The sequence below is a fragment of the Phascolarctobacterium sp. genome, assembly GCF_045124115.1.
Lineage (GTDB): Bacteria > Bacillota > Negativicutes > Acidaminococcales > Acidaminococcaceae > Phascolarctobacterium_A.
The window spans coordinates 1-15,343 of sequence record NZ_JBGVLF010000052.1 but is presented as its reverse complement, the minus strand read 5'-3'; the positions used below and the strand labels follow the sequence as shown (position 1 = coordinate 15,343).

The following is a 15,343-nucleotide window of genomic DNA, read 5'->3' as shown; positions in this document are numbered from 1 at the left end:
TCCGTGAGCAGCACGGGATGATATTCCATATTGAAGGAGGGAATATACTTTGATCAAGCGTGATAGAAGCAGAAGACCTCGTAAAAAGGTTTGCAGTTTCTGCGTAGATAAGGTTGAGCAGATTGATTACAAGGATGTAGCTAAGCTGCGCCGTTATGTTACCGAACGTGGTAAAATTTTACCTCGTCGTATCTCCGGCACCTGCGCTAAACATCAACGCCAATTGACCGTAGCAATCAAACGCGCTCGCTGCGTTGCTTTGCTGCCGTTCACTTGCGAATAATCGGCACAAGTGGAGCCCTGTACAGCAATGTACAGGGCTTTTTTATATGCTTTTGTGAATAATTTTAAAAATCATTATCCATTAGCTTTACTTTTGCGTTAAATTCATGTAAAATGTAATCAAGAAATATACTAGTAAAATAGTAGAATATAAAGTTAACATTTACAAAAAGGAGATGATTTTCATGTTGAAGAAATTATTCGTATTAACCGCAGCTGCGTTGGCTATTTCCGGTTCTGCTCTTGGTTTAGCAGCCCCTGTCGCTCAACAACGTGCAGCAATCGAAGCTGCTAAAGCAGAAGTTCCGGCAACCTGCGTAATGTATGGCTATAGAGAAGATGAAGAAAAGAGCGTTATCAATTTCCGCGATAACGATGCTTTTTTAGAATATGAAGTAGATGTTGTAACTGCTACCGCTAAAGTAGTGGAAGTGGAAATCAAAGGCAGTAACTTCGCAGGCAGCACCCAAGTTGCTAAATCCGTCGAAGATATCCGCGCTATTGTTTTAGAAGCATATCCTGACGCACAAAATTTGGTTATTGAGTTGGAAAAAGAAGGCAATGCTCAATATTACGAAGCAGAATTCTCTACTCCTAAATTCATTAAAGCAGAGTTGAAACTGAACCCTGTAACCGGTGCAATTGCTGAAAGAGAGCACGATTACCGCTAAGAAATAAGTAAAGCCTGCACGGCATAGAGCTGTGCAGGCTTATTTTTTGTTTTTTAGCAGCCTAAGGTAGCTGCATTATCAATGAATTGCACTCCTGCCTGCGCCATTTCTTCCATGGCTGCAGCAATGGTGTCGGGGGCAATACCGCGGCAGGCAGCTTTGTTAAGGATAACTTCAAAGCCTGCAGCACGCAATTGCAGTACAGTGTTCTTTACGCAATAATCAGTTGCCAGACCGCCGCAAATAACGGTAGTGATGCCTTGTTGGTGCAGATACTCGATAACACCGGTGGAAAGAGTATTCTTCAGATCATGGTAGCAGGCACCGTAGGGATGTTTATCAGGTTCAATCCCTTTGAATACTTGAAAATCATAAGCAGTACCATCTAAACCGGGGATGAATTCAAAACCTTTAGTGCCGATGATAGCATGAGCAGGCCAACGGATATCTAAATCAGGATAGCCTTCGATGGGGCTTAAAGGAGCGTGATCTGCATCGCTGAGCCACAGAGCGCTCATGCTGTGGGCATCGCGGGAAGCAACGCGCAAGGATGCGTACTGCGCTTGTGCGTTCAGTTCATCAGCAATGGTGTCACCTTCGGCAACGGGGAGTTCTTCCGGACAAATGGGAGTGAAGGTGCATTGTGCGTCGATGTCAAAGGAAGCAATGTACTTTTTATCAGGCAGGTTCATGAATAAGCCTTCTTTCTTTTGTGTGATAGTCATTATTATAAAGCAATGCAGTGGTTACTGCAAGCTTAGAAGGTACCTTGTACCAGTTGGGCAATGTTTTTAGAGTGGTCGGAAACACGCTTCATATTAATTAAAAGCTCTAACATAACAAAGCCTGCTACAGGGTCGCAGCGATGCTCGTTGAGGCGGACGATGTGGTTCTTGCGGATTTCTTTTTGGTAGGCTTTAACTTCGCGGCAGAGGCGGACTGCGTCATCAGCAATAGCTTTATCGTTCTTGCCCAAGGCTTCTAAGGCGCGACCGCTGGCGCGGAGTACCATTTCACTCAGCTGGGTTAGCTCTGCAACAGCTTCGTCGGAGAAGTGGACATCATCTTCCACCAGCTTGCGTGCTTTTTTCGCTAAAGTTTCACCATGGTCACCAATACGTTCAATATCATTAATAGCGTGCAACAGGCCTGTATGGCGTTGGGACAGGCTGGGGTCAAGCTGGGTAGTGCTCATTTCCGTCAGGTAGTCGGTAATTTCTCTTTCGAGGGCATCTACCACAGGCTCATGCTCCAGTACATATTTTACTTTTTCACCGTCAAACCGGTGGATTGCTTCCATGCCCAAGCGTACGTCCTTGCGTGCTAAAAGACCCATGCGGACAACTTCTTTTACTGCTAGGCTGAGAGCGATGGAAGGAGTGTTGAGCATATTCTTATCAAGGTAAACCGGACGCATAGAAATGCCTTCAGCGTTACCGGGAACAAGGCGCTCAATCAATTTGATGAACGGATTGATAAAGGGCATAAAGAGCAATGTATTGATAATATTGAAGGCAGAGTGAGCATTAGCGATTTGGCGGGCAATATCGTTAGCAGGAGAAACTATCATAACGATTTGGATGAACCAATGCATAAAGACTACGAAGATAATACTGCCAATAACATTGAACATTACATGTGCTACAGCTACGCGTTTTGCCGTAAGGTTGGCGCGGAGAGATGCTAGCACTGCAGTAATACAGGTACCGATATTGTCGCCTAAAAGAACAGGAATTGCGCCTTCTAGGGGAATCAGTCCCTGTCCTGCCATAGCAATCAAGATACCGATGGTAGCGCTACTTGATTGAATCAGGACAGTCATAAGCGTGCCGATAGCAATACCCATCAAAGGATTAGAAGAGAACGCACCGATGAAATCTACAAAGCCGGGGTAAGCACGTAAAGGCATAACTGCTTTACCCATCATATCCATACCTAGCATTAGGATACCAAAACCCAAAATTACTTGGCCTAAATATTTGCTGCGGCTGCGTTTGGCTAGCAGCTGTACCAAGAAACCAATGAAAATCAGCACTGTAACATAATTGGACAGCTTGAAGGCAATTAATTGGGCTGTCATGGTAGTACCGATGTTGGCACCCATGATGATGCCAAAACCCTGTTTGAGTGTAAGCAGTCCGGCGTTAACTAAGCCTACGGTCATAACAGTGGTAGCGCCACTGGCTTGGAGCACAGCAGTAACTACTGCGCCAAGGAGTACGCCCATGATAAGCACTCCTGTCATGGCCTCCAATATTTTTTGCAGCTTGGCGCCTGCAGCTTTCTGCAGGCCTTCGCCCATAAGCTGCATACCATACATAAATAAAGCGATACCGCCTAAAAAGCCTAAAAAGTATACTAGCATATGCCACCTCGTAAAAAGTATTGCCTATATTATACTACAAAAGTAAATTCTAGGTTAAATTTAGGTAAAGATTTTACGTGTTTTTTACAAGGTGCTAAGAAGATACTGAGTTTTGCAGTATTTTATGGTCTGCAAACACCGCAGGGTTTGTAACCTTTGTTTACTGCTTCTTGCTTACTAGGAAAGACTACTTTATTTCCGGCTTTAATTTTATTAGCGTGGCGACATCCCTCGTCGTGAAATTTTGCTGTATTAGAATTTCCTATATAATTTGCTGCAGATGCTATTGCAGGGATAAGTAAAATTGTAATCATTATAAAAGAGAAAATCTTTAAATATCTAAACATAACAATCACTTCCTTTTTTAAATCTTGGATAAACCTTCGTGATATATTGTCAAAATCCTTCTTCGCTTATTTGAAAAAGTTTTTTAGGGTTAAATTTAGGTAAAGATTTTACGTGTTTTTTACAAGTGAGGCTAGTGGGATGTGGAAAAGAAGGTTATTGTAAGATATAACTGATAAAATACAAAAATCTAGAAAAATATCAGTTATAACTAACAAAATTATTAAAATATTGTTGTGATGCCTACCTGTTTTATCTATGGACGAATTCGACATGAGCCGTGATGGTATCATCCATAGAAATATTCGTGATTTTCTATTGGATAAGGAATGGGAATAATGGGGTGAGAACTAGAATCCTTCAAAAATCTCATTGTCAGCTTTGGGGTTTTGGTATATAATGATTAGTACAGTTTGTAGCAGGAGGCTTGAACTTGCTATGGACTGCTATATGGTTCCGTAGCTCAGCAGGATAGAGCGACCGCCTCCTAAAGCGATGTTCTGCAAAAATTACTAAATCCGCAAACACTGATGCTATGGGCCTTTCGGAGAATTCTCCATTTTCTAAACATGGGGTCTTCGTGAAACTTTCGTGAAACTATGAAAACCACTATAAAAATATATATGGCTCCGTAGCATAGCTGGATAATGCAGCATCCTCCTAAGATGAAGATCGACGGTTCGAATCCGCCCGGGGTCACCATAAAAAACAGGCTCCACCTGATTAGGTGGAGCTTTCTTTTATTTTCTCTTTAAAAGCTTACTCTATTTGGGCTGAGGGTCATCATCTTCCACCCTCTTGCTTTGTAACAACTTTCGATAGGCATCTGATAGAACTTGAGTACCAGCCTGCCTATTAAGCTCTAGGGACCTCAGGTATATCATAGTAGTACTCAAACTTTTGTGCCCAAGCATTTGCCTGATGGTAGTTAAAGGTACTTGGTTATTCACGCAATAGCTTGCAGCCATCCTTCGAAATCCATGTACATCGACATGAGGAAGATCGTTTCTTTTCAAAAAAGCACGTAGCCAATGGTAGAATGCAGATCTACCAGCGGGCTCAACTACTTCTCGACCATCACCTGCTCGCATACGTTTCATAAAGATATAATTATTTGGATTTGTGTATCCTTTTTTCTTCAGAAATGCCTCCTGAAACACCTTGTATTTCCCAAAAAGCTCAACACATAGATCATCACAATAAACTTCACGAATGGATTCAGTTTTAGTAGCATGTTTAATATATGTGTGCCCACCTTTTTCATACACATCCTTTGAAATCGTTATTTTTTTACTGGATAGATTTACGTCGTCCCACGTCAAAGCAACATGCTCACCTGATCTACAACCATCTATAAGAGATAAATAGAAAAACAACTGATACTTTACATTGGTAGCTGTTTCCTTCAACTCAAAAAGTTTTTGTAGAAAAGTCGCTAAATCATCCTCATCTAAGATGGGTTTGGTCCTAAAATTTTTCTTTGGACGTTTATCCCTTGGAACAGCGTTGCAGGGATTCGTCGGAATATAACCCCACTCTACAGCCTTGTTAAGCATTGACCGCAACGTTTTGAAAATATCAAATATTGAACCAGGAGAAAGTACACCAGGACGCCCATCCAATCGTTCATTGTGAATCTTCAAGTCAACGAAAAAGTCAGCTACATGTTCAGATGTTATTTTATTTAACCTCATAGCTCCAAAATATGGTGTTACTCTAGTATCCACAAACATGTGCCCTCCAGCCTTTTGGCTATTTGGACTTAAATTTTTCACATGCCTTTCACGCCAAATGTCGACAAATTCAGCAAAAGTTAATTTATACGATGGATCTGGAGCCTTCTTGCAAAACTCCAAATAAAATATTTGCAGCTCTTTTTCAGCTTGAGCAGCAGAGCAAGGACCAATAGTCTTGGTTCCTCTATTTTGCTTGCCATCAGCACGAAACCCATTACTTACTGTTAAGCGCCATTTGCACTTCTTAGTAGCTTTCAACATTTCTTTGTCCAAAGCTTGTTTATATCCTGGCATATTATCGTCCCCTTTCAAAATATAAATGTTAATGGCGACCATAAAGCCGCCATTGGAATTATCGAATGCCCAAAACTCTATTTTTAAAGCTTTCGACTACCTTGCGAGAAAAAATATACTGCTTGCCCACCTTATAAGCAGGAATCTTTTTCTCACGAATTAGGTTCATGAGAACCTTATACGAGAATTTATGCTCAAAAATGTCTAAGACATCGTCAGCATAAATAATATCGCCGTTTAAAATTGCTTCCACTGAAGTTTCTCCTTTCTTCTATTGTTCGATTAAGACTTGAATGTAATTCTTGACCTTATAAAAAGGCCAAATCCTTGTACTTGCTAACTCAAGAATCTTTTCGCTTTACGATAATGAGTTGAATCTTAATCTTATTATCTTGATTTTATTATAACATGTTTTTCTCCCGCGTCAAGGAAAATTTTTATAAGATTTGCATTTGACTCTGATTTATGATATTATTAAAGCAATTACGGATGAGGTGATGGCAGATGGACCATGAATTACTAACGACAAAAACATTATTGGATATTCTCAAAACCAACGGCTTTGAAACTACTAAAGCTTCTCTTTCAAGATATATGCAGGATGGTTTAGTACTTCGTCCTAAGCAAAAACCAATTAGACGTGAAAAAGAGGAGCGTGCTTATTTTAATCCAATTTGTATTATCGAGGTCATGACCGCTATTCTCCTATTCCGTGGTGATTACCTTGAGTATAAAAGTGCTGCTCGCATCGCAAGATTAACCGATAAAGATTTATTCCTCGGTCGTTTAATCTACTACACTCGTAATTTCCCTTCAAGCTTTAATGTTTACTTATATCATACTTCCATTGAAAAGCACGAAATCCCTGAGGAAGGATTCTTAGAAAAGCTTGACATGGATAGGTTTGCGATGGAGCAGTATTTACACTTTTATAGGAAAAAATGTTTTGATATTTACGGAGTAGAAAGTATGCATCCATTGGCTGAGTCGTATGCCTCTTTCGTTGGTGAAATATATACCAAAACGTTTAACTATTTATTAGATAGATACGGAAATAAACTTTACGACCTAGAGCACTACATTGACTTCCTAAAGCATTACAATCAAAAGTTTTGAATTTGATGGACGGGATTATTCCCGTCCATCTTTATTAGAATAAATTTTTGACCGCACCTACGAGTGAGCGTTTGTTCGAGATAGAGATTAAAGAAGATTCAATACTCCATCCCTGACCAACGAATTTCTTCTCCAGACTTGAAGCTGAACCAAAAGCCTCAGCAACAATATTTCCTTCGTAGTCACTAATGGTCGTTTTCATCGTATAAGACAGCAGTCCATCCGCTACTACAACGGTTTTATCTATCATAGTAGTGTGATAGGTTAACCCTGCCCTACGCAACAACTTTAATGCTCCTCGCTTAGACAATACTGCATTGGGAACGCCTTTAATACGGAAATAATCCTGTCCTTCGATAAGTTCCCCCATAAGGCTCCTGATTTTTTGACAAATGGTATCAGTCGGGCCGCCTACTTTTCTCTCTTCTAACGTCCCCGTAGGAGGGTTTGTTACAATACAATTGGGTTCACTACCTGCTTCGGCCTTATTTCCAACATTATATGCTTCAGGGTCAGTATTTAAAGGCTTTCCACCCTTAATAATTTGTATTTGTTCTCGTGGTTCATCGGTATTGATTCCATTCTTGCTATCAACAGCTAATGCTAATGATCCTTCTGATTGAGCATAAGACTGGGATTTCAACCCCATAATTACATTTTTTATCTCTTCAATTCTAGCCATTTTCTAATCTCCTTCCATGCTTTATTTCTTTGATGTAGTGGCCTTTAGCTTAGATTTCGTAACTCTAAATGTACGAACCGAGCTTTCCACCATGCATGATTTAATCTGCTCCATATTCAAGAGTTCCTTTGCTTTATCAGATGAGAATGTTGCACGAGAAGAGCTCTTCCAACTTACTTTATACTCGCCGCAGCAAGCAACCTCATTGTCCTGCATCAAAGCCTTCAGCTTGGCTTCAGCATCTTCCTTACGTTTCTTTGCTGCGTCCATGGCCTTTTTGGCTTCCTCATATTGCAATAAGAGAGCTTCATGCTCCTTACCCAAAGCCATGACTACGGACCGACTTTGCGGATAGATGGCAGCCAAAAGATTGTTGTCCATTCCGTTTACAGGCGGTGGTGTATTTGTTTCAACCATATGCCAAAACTCCTTTAGCTTCTGAATGATGACCTCGATGATATCATCATCACGCTCAATAATGATTTGTCGGTAATCCGAGCCTCCTATAAGGGCTGCCAGATACGCAACCTTCATATTGGTAATACTTAAGTAATATTGTACTTGCATTATGTATTCTAAAGGTGCTCCCATGTTTGCCCAGTCTTCACTAGCAAAAGCATTGGCAGTCTTGATTTCCAATACGGCGCAACTTCCGTCTGGCAACTTCACGTATCCATCAAGGTTGCAGGTCATGAACCGATAATCCTTGTGAGCCAAAATAAAAGGGCATTCACATACTTCCAAACCATTGCGACGAGCAAATTCGCTTCTGATAACGGGTTCGAGCAGGGTGCCAAATCGCATTGCGTCAGTAGGTTCGTCCTTCTTGGTTACGTGACCGGTCTTTTCAGCCCAAACATCGAATGGTGTGCGCCATCTGGAAAGTCCCAATGCGGCGGCTATTTCCGAGCCACCAATAGAAAAACGCCTTTGTTGAAGCCATTGTTCCTTTGTCATTTCCTTCACTTTGCCTACTACCTTGTAATTCTTTGTCATTTTGAATTCCTCTCTTTCTTTTTTTAATGGAGTATAATTAAATAAAGCGGCCACCTAACGCAGCCGCAAAATAAACAATCAATTTTCATCGATGGCTGTTAATAGCCTATGAATGCACTTTTCAATTAGATTTAACACTGAGCTAATTCTCGAAATTACCTCTTTATCATTTTGGGCATCTTTGACATATCGCTTGAGGTATTCCCAGCTCTGCTGCTCGTAGCCTTGCACTCCTTCATAAGATAATAAGATGGCTGCACCCAATTCGGCGACAACTTCTGCTTTGGCATCATCCACTTCGTTGATGTTTTCTTCAAGCGAGTGTAGATAATGAAATCCCTCATGGGCTATGGTTATAGGGCTATTTTCGGCTAAAACAATAAGACCTTTGCCGTTGTTGTAGCTTTGACGGAAGTATCCTAGCGCGCCTGGGTTCAAGTCAATAGGCCTAAACTCAATGGTAACGCCCATCTTCCTGATCGCACAAATAATCTTCTGACTCAGTTCAGGAATGACTTCTGGCGTATAGTCAACGGGTTTAACCTCAGGAAAATCTCCTTCTATTGGGATGGTATCCTCATAAGCAAAAACGTTAAAGGGCCTGAAGCCTATCAATTTTTCTTTGTCGGCTTCTCCGTTTTCTCCCTTTTCCTTGACGATGAGTGGAGCTATGAGCCTGATGGCATGGCTGCCCTTGCGAGGCACCCGACCAATTTTAAGCCATCCAGAAAACGGTCTTCCATCTCGGGTTCCTGCTAGCATCAGCAGCATAATATTGTTGAGCGAATATTTCATGCAGGGAACAATATCGTCCTTTCTTCTCATAATGATTGTCCATCCAAGCTGCTCTGGAAAATCCTGCGATTGAAACATTTCAAAGAGCCTGTCAACAGCATTTTTTAAGTTTTCGTTTTGATTTGGCATAAAAATCACTCCTTTTTAATAAAAATCCGCCCTGCTGTAAGGCAGGACGGGTAAAAACAGTAATGTTAATTGAAAAATTCCTCAAAATACGGGCTAGGCACTTGGCAGACGCCATTACTCCCTATTCGAGGATAGGTAACTACTAAGATTTTTTCAGCTCTGCTTGCTGCCACAAACGCCAGATTTCGCTCTTCTTCTTCATCAAAAGGTGCGTCCGCACGGCAAAGAGGCATAATTTTTGAGCTAGCGTTTATAATATAAGTGATCTTATATTCAACTCCCTTCGCCGCATGAAAAGAACTGATTACGGCTGCTTCTTTACCTTCGTAAACCAACCGCTTCATTTCGCGTTCACGCTTCCTAATTTCTACTATGTGCTGAATAAGCTCTTCGTAGCTCCTGTCTTGGCCGATAATATCCCTGAAATCCTCAAGAATAGTATCATCCCCATCTTCAACTTTATAGTAAGGAGCCAGAAATTTGCGAAATAGAAGTTCCACCACGCCGTCCAAACTCATATTCTCTACATCAATAGCAAAGAATTCACCAATACGGCTACGCTGACTACGGGACAATGACGGAATGCTAAGTAAGACTTCCTGCAAAGGCCTGCTATCATCCATAACGTTGCGGTCTCTAAGATAATTCATAAGACTTGCTGGAACACCAATAATTGGCAATGTACATTCCATTGTCAAAGATGGTTTTTTGGAGTAAAGAGCACTGAGTAAGGCCAGCAAAGCTTTAAATCTGCTATTTTGATACTTGAGCGCGTTTGAACCAATACGGATGAAGGGGACGTTATTTTTAAGCAAGGCCTCGTACAATGTATTTGTAGTCGCACTTGAACGAAACAAAATAGCCATCTCGCTGTAGCTATAGCCCTGCTCATGCATTCTTTTCATGTGCTCAATGATAAACATGGCCTCGTCCTTATCGTCATTGGCAGCGTAGAAAATAGGCTTTTCGCCAACAATTTTCTTGCTGGCAACCATCTTGGCACTGCTATTAGGCAGAATATGATTAGCAATCTCGATAATCTCAGGGGTGCTTCTATAATTACTAGTGAGCTGGAATTCCTTAGCTTGGTAATAGTTTTCCAATAAATCTCTGACTGTAGCAGGGTTTGCGCCTCGCCATTTATAGATTGCCTGGTTATAATCGAGCGCAACACAAATATTAGGACAGCATTCCCTTGGGAACATCAGCTTTAACGCCTCGCACATCTCTATATTTTGGTCTTGGAATTCGTCGGCTAATAAGAAACTAACCGAGTTACGAATGCCGTAGCCGATAGCCTTGAAGCATCTTAAAACTTCCAATGAGAAGTGGATAATAGCGTCGTAATCCAAAAGTTGCTTATCCTTAAGCAGTTCAAAATACGCTGTTTTGGCCGCCTTTTTCTCTTCTGTGCTTTCGTCACATCTAGCTATAGCTTCTGCCAAATCATTTACTATAAGCTTATCCTCGGTCTTGCTTTCGTGGATAGCCTTTTTCATCAGTGAACGGCGGTCTGCCTCGGTAGCTATGAATCGGTAGTTACGGAAAAGCCCAGAAGCCCTCAGGACGCGGTTATAGAGGAACGAATGAATGGTTGATATTTGAACATTGTAGGTTCCCTTTAAACGCTCACTCAGCTCTTCACAGCACTTCTTATTGAAGCTTAAGGCTACGATATTGGCTTCAGGATACCTTGCCCTAATGTTGCGGATGCGGGTAGTCAAAACTAAAGTTTTGCCTGTTCCGGCAAGACTTTTGATTACGCAAACACCTTCTAAAGCGTTAGCTGCGGCGTTTTGGGCTTTGTTCAATTTGATGGTATTAGTTGGTTTCATATTGTTAAATCCTCCTGATTATGCTAAAATTAAAATGTGGTTATCGTGCAGACAAACCATGTTTGAGCCTATCAGGACGGTCATCCTGATGGGCTTTTTTCCATTTTAGGACGTTGTTTGGGCCATCCATACCCTCGATAACTAGGTCTGGATTGTTATAGCGCCATTTAAAATACTGCTTGCGCTTGATGTCCCCATCCGCATCGGCCTTGGCCATGTTGGTCAAAGCATCTTCTTGGATTAAGGCCACGGCTTCCATGTAGCGACTGCGTTCAGCTTTGGCATAGCTTACAAATGCTTCGCAACCTTCAATCGCAAGCAAAGCAAAAACTGCAGCTAGTAGCAGGCCTCGAATAATCTCACCGCCTTTCTTTTTAAAATTTGTTGAATTAGTAATCTTGAGCACAATTTGCCCTCCTTTCTGCCTTTTTCAGGCATAAAAAATAGCCGCATCCATCGATTAACGATGAATACGGCGTTGAAGATTTATAAAAAGCTCACTTGCAAGGCAGTAAGCTTCTTACCTATTATTTGTTGGATACTATTTAAACTCACGAAAAGTCTAGTGGGTGTGGGCTAAAATTCTCATTCAGAGAACGGTCACTTAAACCAATAGGCTTCAGCAAGTAATTTATTTTTTTATCCCTTTATGATTCGGAATATTGAATAAGGAAAAATTACCTCGGTAATATAGATAGTGAGAGCTTAAAACAGTGCTCCACAAAAAATATTACTATAACGAGGTTTATACATGAATACTATTACTTTCGACTTCAAGAAAGCCCGCCAAGAATTGGGCTTAACGCTGCAAGAAGCAGCAGAATTAACAGGTATTCCCAGCACTACCATCTGGAATATAGAGCACAGCGTTCATGACACAGGAATGAAGCGTATGAATACGCTACGTAACGCCTATTTGGCAGCGCTAAAGGAGCGTGAAGCTACTTAATGGCTAGAGAAGTAACACTGTGCCAAGAGAATTTGCGAATCCTGCGCACCCAATATTTCCATTTTACTCTTGAATTTGTGGAAAGACATACGGGAGTAAGCGCTACTACCATTCGCAACGCCGAAATTGGCCGCAAAATAAAAAAAGAGAATTTGAATAAGATTTTTGTCTTCTACATCAAAGCAGACGACATAAAACAATATATTCGTAACCACCCTGAGGAGTTCAAAAATGTTCGATAGTGAAGCTTTAGCATATTCAGAGAAGCACTTGCCAGAAGTTGTTGACCATTTATTGGCAAGCAGGCCTAATCTACGAGAGATTTATACTACGAACTTGGCAAAAAACGCCAAGCGAGATTATTGGCAGCGTATTGATGCTACGGGCGTGAGCGCCAGCAAGACCTATACGATACAAATAAAATGTCGAATGCCTGGGCATGACGATTTTGTTCTTACGGCCCATAAGCTTACCGACCCGCAGGCTGTCGAACAATGCCAAGGCTTTTGGTGGTGTGGAAACAAATATTCTTTCTCAGTTTTTGCTGATATTTACGCTGAATACCTTGGTGATGGAAGTATTTTTAGCATAACCCGTGAGGAAATTGAGGCGCTTGAGTCAAAGTTTCCTGATGAACTAAGTGAATGCATCAGCTTGGTAAAACGCTCAGAAAGAAAAGACAGCGATGGCGAATATTTTCCCATAGACGAATACGATGTATATATCACTCAATCAGGCCTCGCCAATGCGTTATTCCTTCTCCTGCGTTGCGGCAACGATAGAGTTGACCAATATTTTATGGATCATATTTGATTATTTTTACAGGCTCCTTTCCTAATTATCGTCGACGATTTGTCGTCACTTCTAGTGATAGCAAAGGGCCGGAACCCTTGCCCCGCAAGGGTTTCGAAGCCCTCGGCGTTCATGCACAAATCGGAGACATACCAGCCTATACCTTTATAATATGATTCACACCATGACCATCAGATATTGGTTAAGCAAAGAAGATTTTTCCGTTCTTCAGCCTGATATAGAAAAATCGCCTCACTTCAATAAGGCTGCTCGTAATGCCTTTCTCTCCAATAAAAAATATGCTCCCAAAAACAAAAAGGAGCATATTGATTATTACGGAGATGATTGGTTAACCTTTATCATGTCGTCTGGGACTATTGGGATTGAACATATTAAATTTTTCAAGCAGGTCAAATGTCCAGATGATATTTATCTGGATATTATGATTGATATCGAATCCCTTATTGATGGACAGAGAACGATAAATCTATTTTATCCTGATTATTTCGGAGCGAAAGCAGCTTGCATGGCCTATTCGGCAGCGATACTAAGGATATTTCCTATCCTTAACCAATTATCCATATCTGCTAACGAGTTAATAAATGCCGCGAAAACGACGCTCAACAAAGGGCTTATGGTCATTCCTTATTTATCCCATGGCAAGGTTGTCAGGCTCGAATACTCCAATAACCTCCATGCAGAGAATAAAGAATTGGCAATGGAGCTCATGAGCAATTCCATTCGCCCTACTTCTTTCTGGCAGAAGGAGTATAAAGAAAACGATAACACTTACCTTGGCCAAGGCCAGAAGAAAAAACCAACGGCGATATTTAAGGCCTACGATAAAGAATTAAAGCTTTTAAGCGATAAAAATCCCGTTGAAAGCTCTATCGTTGACAGCGCCGAGAAAATTATCCGCTGTGAATATGGCAGAAATCGCTTTGATAGTGATTGGATTATTCGCAATTACGGTTTGCCCAATAGTATAGGCGAGTCTCCTTTTATTCGCTCGCCTTTGCTTCTCTTTGATTGCCATGCTTGCGATATGATATTCAAGAAGATGTATTCTAAGCAAATAGGCCTTGGGGATTGGTTCAATAAATGTGAATTCAGCAAGAAAATCCCTCTAGTCGATAAAGCTATACTCGGCCCACAGCAAAAGAATACTATCTTACGGGAGCTGGCACCTATAGTAAGCCAAGCTCGCTCCATAAAAGCCGCCTTTAAGAAGTATCAGCAAGAAGATGGCTATCATATTGCCAAGACAGTTAGATCGCCCAAAGGCTCAGAGGAAAAGTTTAAGAAGTATTTGAGACTGCTGGAAGCTGCTGATATACAGCTGCTCCGTATTCCTGATAAAAGGCACGTAACCTATATCGAAAATCCAATAAAAAACATCGTAGCTGCGCCAAGGATAACGAGAACACTAAATTATCCTCTTCCTGAATTGATAAAGGATAATATAGTGGCAATCATTGATTATATCTGGCATGAATGCAATCGTTTTAATCCGACAAAAATCAATTTAGCCAAGGTACTGGGCATCTCTTCTATATATTGTATTACATCAGATTAATACAGCTGTAATAATACTATATAGAAATTTGTGGATTTCGGAAAATTTCTAGGTAATACATAGCCCCTAGAAATTATTTGAAATCCACTAAAATAATTAACTATACCGATATAAAAACTAGGTATCACGAGCGCCCCGAAGCAAAATTTGCTTATTGATAAAACGAAATTGAGCAAGGCTCAGAGGCCGTTGCTAGTGATTCCATACAAAAGTAAAAGCCCCCGACCGATAGGCCGAGGGCGATATTATTATTTTGCTGTTAATTCTCTTGATACATCGTACTAAAATATTATTTTAAATCATGATCCCTTAGTAACAATGCCACTGGATTCAATTTTATATGTTATTTTTCAATTCTTAGGCCTAAAATAGGACCTCTAGAAGCCACTTTTTTCATTGTAGTTTGTTCTACAAATTCAAAATCAAGATTATCATAGTCTGGTTTAATACCACGTGCTCCAAGCATTCCACAAAATAGCTGTATGGATTGTGCTGCCCAAACTTCTTTTTGTCCTTCATTTAGGGCATACCAATTTCCATTAACACCTACAATAACTCTTTTTAAACTTACTACATTACACCCTGCGTAAATGCTTCCTTTCGTTCTAGACATTACTATATTGTAACTTTCTTTCATTTTGAGGTGACCCCAAAAAGTTAGACTTTTTAAGCGTAGCAGTTTTTATGGCTGCTACGCTATTTTTATGCAGCCAAGGAGAATAGTCTATATTCGACAGGACTCATCCATCCTAGTTTCTCTTTAATCCGTTTTTCATTGTA

At 40.8% G+C, this 15,343-nt stretch carries 19 protein-coding genes and 1 tRNA gene; 8 read left to right on the top strand and 12 right to left on the bottom strand.

Annotated features, from left to right (window positions below; genetic code table 11):
• The first annotated feature begins 49 nt into the window (after nt 1–49).
• A complete protein-coding gene (rpsR, locus tag ACJMM4_RS08075) occupies nt 50–283 on the top strand; it encodes a 30S ribosomal protein S18 (protein WP_405383937.1) in 234 nt (77 codons plus the stop codon).
• Between the two features lie 184 nt (nt 284–467).
• Nucleotides 468–953 carry a PepSY domain-containing protein gene (locus tag ACJMM4_RS08070; protein ID WP_405378677.1) on the top strand — a complete coding sequence of 162 codons (486 nt, stop codon included), beginning with the start codon at nt 468–470 and terminating at the stop codon, nt 951–953.
• Between the two features lie 53 nt (nt 954–1,006).
• Here the strand turns inward: ACJMM4_RS08070 and ACJMM4_RS08065 are convergent, their stop codons facing one another.
• The 3 genes from ACJMM4_RS08065 to ACJMM4_RS08055 form a co-directional block, all read right to left on the bottom strand.
• Nucleotides 1,007–1,645 (bottom strand): isochorismatase family protein, encoded by a 639-nt coding sequence (locus tag ACJMM4_RS08065; RefSeq protein ID WP_405378683.1) that lies wholly within the window; start codon nt 1,643–1,645, stop codon nt 1,007–1,009.
• A 65-nt stretch (nt 1,646–1,710) separates the two neighbouring features.
• Entirely contained in the window at nt 1,711–3,318 is a 1,608-nt protein-coding gene (locus ACJMM4_RS08060; protein ID WP_405378679.1) for a Na/Pi cotransporter family protein, read from the bottom strand.
• A gap of 122 nt (nt 3,319–3,440) precedes the next feature.
• Nucleotides 3,441–3,665, bottom strand: coding sequence for a hypothetical protein (locus tag ACJMM4_RS08055; RefSeq protein ID WP_405378681.1), 225 nt, complete (start codon nt 3,663–3,665; stop codon nt 3,441–3,443).
• A 623-nt stretch (nt 3,666–4,288) separates the two neighbouring features.
• Between ACJMM4_RS08055 and ACJMM4_RS08050 the strand changes: the two genes are divergently transcribed.
• Nucleotides 4,289–4,365 (top strand) — tRNA-Arg (locus ACJMM4_RS08050).
• A gap of 62 nt (nt 4,366–4,427) precedes the next feature.
• Here the strand turns inward: ACJMM4_RS08050 and ACJMM4_RS08045 are convergent.
• Together ACJMM4_RS08045 and ACJMM4_RS08040 are read right to left on the bottom strand one after the other, a co-directional pair.
• The gene (locus ACJMM4_RS08045; RefSeq protein WP_405383935.1) at nt 4,428–5,693 is read right to left on the bottom strand and encodes a tyrosine-type recombinase/integrase; all 1,266 of its coding nucleotides are present in this window, start codon (nt 5,691–5,693) and stop codon (nt 4,428–4,430) included.
• A gap of 58 nt (nt 5,694–5,751) precedes the next feature.
• Nucleotides 5,752–5,946: a helix-turn-helix domain-containing protein gene (locus ACJMM4_RS08040; RefSeq protein WP_405383933.1), complete on the bottom strand. Its 195-nt coding sequence runs from the start codon at nt 5,944–5,946 to the stop codon at nt 5,752–5,754.
• Nucleotides 5,947–6,197: 251 nt separating this feature from the next.
• Between ACJMM4_RS08040 and ACJMM4_RS08035 the strand changes: the two genes are divergently transcribed.
• A complete protein-coding gene (locus ACJMM4_RS08035; RefSeq protein ID WP_405383931.1) occupies nt 6,198–6,809 on the top strand; it encodes a hypothetical protein in 612 nt (203 codons plus the stop codon).
• Between the two features lie 34 nt (nt 6,810–6,843).
• Here the strand turns inward: ACJMM4_RS08035 and ACJMM4_RS08030 are convergent, their stop codons facing one another.
• From ACJMM4_RS08030 to ACJMM4_RS08010, 5 genes are all read right to left on the bottom strand, one after another.
• On the bottom strand, nt 6,844–7,491 hold the full coding sequence (locus ACJMM4_RS08030) for a hypothetical protein (protein WP_405383929.1): 648 nt from the start codon (nt 7,489–7,491) through the stop codon (nt 6,844–6,846).
• Between the two features lie 21 nt (nt 7,492–7,512).
• The gene (locus tag ACJMM4_RS08025; protein WP_405383927.1) at nt 7,513–8,487 is read right to left on the bottom strand and encodes a YqaJ viral recombinase family protein; all 975 of its coding nucleotides are present in this window, start codon (nt 8,485–8,487) and stop codon (nt 7,513–7,515) included.
• A gap of 78 nt (nt 8,488–8,565) precedes the next feature.
• Nucleotides 8,566–9,411: a hypothetical protein gene (locus ACJMM4_RS08020; RefSeq protein WP_405383925.1), complete on the bottom strand. Its 846-nt coding sequence runs from the start codon at nt 9,409–9,411 to the stop codon at nt 8,566–8,568.
• 65 nt (nt 9,412–9,476) lie between these two features.
• On the bottom strand, nt 9,477–11,246 hold the full coding sequence (locus ACJMM4_RS08015; protein ID WP_405383923.1) for an ATP-dependent helicase: 1,770 nt from the start codon (nt 11,244–11,246) through the stop codon (nt 9,477–9,479).
• A gap of 40 nt (nt 11,247–11,286) precedes the next feature.
• On the bottom strand, nt 11,287–11,652 hold the full coding sequence (locus ACJMM4_RS08010) for a hypothetical protein (protein WP_405383921.1): 366 nt from the start codon (nt 11,650–11,652) through the stop codon (nt 11,287–11,289).
• Between the two features lie 345 nt (nt 11,653–11,997).
• On the opposite strand from ACJMM4_RS08010, the gene ACJMM4_RS08005 reads away from it, so the two are divergent.
• The 4 genes from ACJMM4_RS08005 to ACJMM4_RS07990 all read left to right on the top strand — a co-directional run bounded on the left by ACJMM4_RS08005 (nt 11,998) and on the right by ACJMM4_RS07990 (nt 14,563).
• Nucleotides 11,998–12,195, top strand: a complete 198-nt coding sequence (locus tag ACJMM4_RS08005; protein ID WP_405383919.1) for a helix-turn-helix domain-containing protein — start codon at nt 11,998–12,000, stop codon at nt 12,193–12,195.
• Nucleotides 12,195–12,437 (top strand): hypothetical protein, encoded by a 243-nt coding sequence (locus tag ACJMM4_RS08000; protein ID WP_405383917.1) that lies wholly within the window; start codon nt 12,195–12,197, stop codon nt 12,435–12,437. Before ACJMM4_RS08005 ends, ACJMM4_RS08000 begins: the two co-directional genes overlap by 1 nt.
• A complete protein-coding gene (locus ACJMM4_RS07995) occupies nt 12,427–13,008 on the top strand; it encodes a hypothetical protein (protein WP_405383915.1) in 582 nt (193 codons plus the stop codon). The genes ACJMM4_RS08000 and ACJMM4_RS07995 overlap by 11 nt, the downstream gene beginning before the upstream one ends.
• Before the next feature lie 163 nt (nt 13,009–13,171).
• Nucleotides 13,172–14,563, top strand: coding sequence for a hypothetical protein (locus ACJMM4_RS07990; protein ID WP_405383913.1), 1,392 nt, complete (start codon nt 13,172–13,174; stop codon nt 14,561–14,563).
• A gap of 343 nt (nt 14,564–14,906) precedes the next feature.
• Here the strand turns inward: ACJMM4_RS07990 and ACJMM4_RS07985 are convergent, their stop codons facing one another.
• Both ACJMM4_RS07985 and ACJMM4_RS07980 read right to left on the bottom strand, forming a co-directional pair.
• Nucleotides 14,907–15,200, bottom strand: a complete 294-nt coding sequence (locus tag ACJMM4_RS07985; RefSeq protein WP_405383911.1) for a hypothetical protein — start codon at nt 15,198–15,200, stop codon at nt 14,907–14,909.
• A 65-nt stretch (nt 15,201–15,265) separates the two neighbouring features.
• Nucleotides 15,266–15,343 (bottom strand): IS3 family transposase (locus ACJMM4_RS07980; protein ID WP_405382629.1); only part of this gene is annotated, 78 nt, incomplete at its 5' end.

What these genes read in the sequence shown, in the direction of transcription:
- ACJMM4_RS08045 (WP_405383935.1), bottom strand. Translation starts at nt 5,693, where the DNA reads ATGCCAGGATATAAACAAGCTTTGGACAAAGAAATGTTGAAAGCTACT.
- ACJMM4_RS08055 (WP_405378681.1), bottom strand. Translation starts at nt 3,665, where the DNA reads ATGTTTAGATATTTAAAGATTTTCTCTTTTATAATGATTACAATTTTA.
- ACJMM4_RS07995 (WP_405383915.1), top strand. Translation starts at nt 12,427, where the DNA reads ATGTTCGATAGTGAAGCTTTAGCATATTCAGAGAAGCACTTGCCAGAA.
- ACJMM4_RS08030 (WP_405383929.1), bottom strand. Translation starts at nt 7,491, where the DNA reads ATGGCTAGAATTGAAGAGATAAAAAATGTAATTATGGGGTTGAAATCC.
- ACJMM4_RS08065 (WP_405378683.1), bottom strand. Translation starts at nt 1,645, where the DNA reads ATGAACCTGCCTGATAAAAAGTACATTGCTTCCTTTGACATCGACGCA.
- ACJMM4_RS08025 (WP_405383927.1), bottom strand. Translation starts at nt 8,487, where the DNA reads ATGACAAAGAATTACAAGGTAGTAGGCAAAGTGAAGGAAATGACAAAG.
- ACJMM4_RS08060 (WP_405378679.1), bottom strand. Translation starts at nt 3,318, where the DNA reads ATGCTAGTATACTTTTTAGGCTTTTTAGGCGGTATCGCTTTATTTATG.
- ACJMM4_RS08015 (WP_405383923.1), bottom strand. Translation starts at nt 11,246, where the DNA reads ATGAAACCAACTAATACCATCAAATTGAACAAAGCCCAAAACGCCGCA.
- ACJMM4_RS07985 (WP_405383911.1), bottom strand. Translation starts at nt 15,200, where the DNA reads ATGAAAGAAAGTTACAATATAGTAATGTCTAGAACGAAAGGAAGCATT.
- ACJMM4_RS07990 (WP_405383913.1), top strand. Translation starts at nt 13,172, where the DNA reads ATGACCATCAGATATTGGTTAAGCAAAGAAGATTTTTCCGTTCTTCAG.
- ACJMM4_RS08000 (WP_405383917.1), top strand. Translation starts at nt 12,195, where the DNA reads ATGGCTAGAGAAGTAACACTGTGCCAAGAGAATTTGCGAATCCTGCGC.
- ACJMM4_RS08035 (WP_405383931.1), top strand. Translation starts at nt 6,198, where the DNA reads ATGGACCATGAATTACTAACGACAAAAACATTATTGGATATTCTCAAA.
- ACJMM4_RS08005 (WP_405383919.1), top strand. Translation starts at nt 11,998, where the DNA reads ATGAATACTATTACTTTCGACTTCAAGAAAGCCCGCCAAGAATTGGGC.
- ACJMM4_RS08020 (WP_405383925.1), bottom strand. Translation starts at nt 9,411, where the DNA reads ATGCCAAATCAAAACGAAAACTTAAAAAATGCTGTTGACAGGCTCTTT.
- ACJMM4_RS08070 (WP_405378677.1), top strand. Translation starts at nt 468, where the DNA reads ATGTTGAAGAAATTATTCGTATTAACCGCAGCTGCGTTGGCTATTTCC.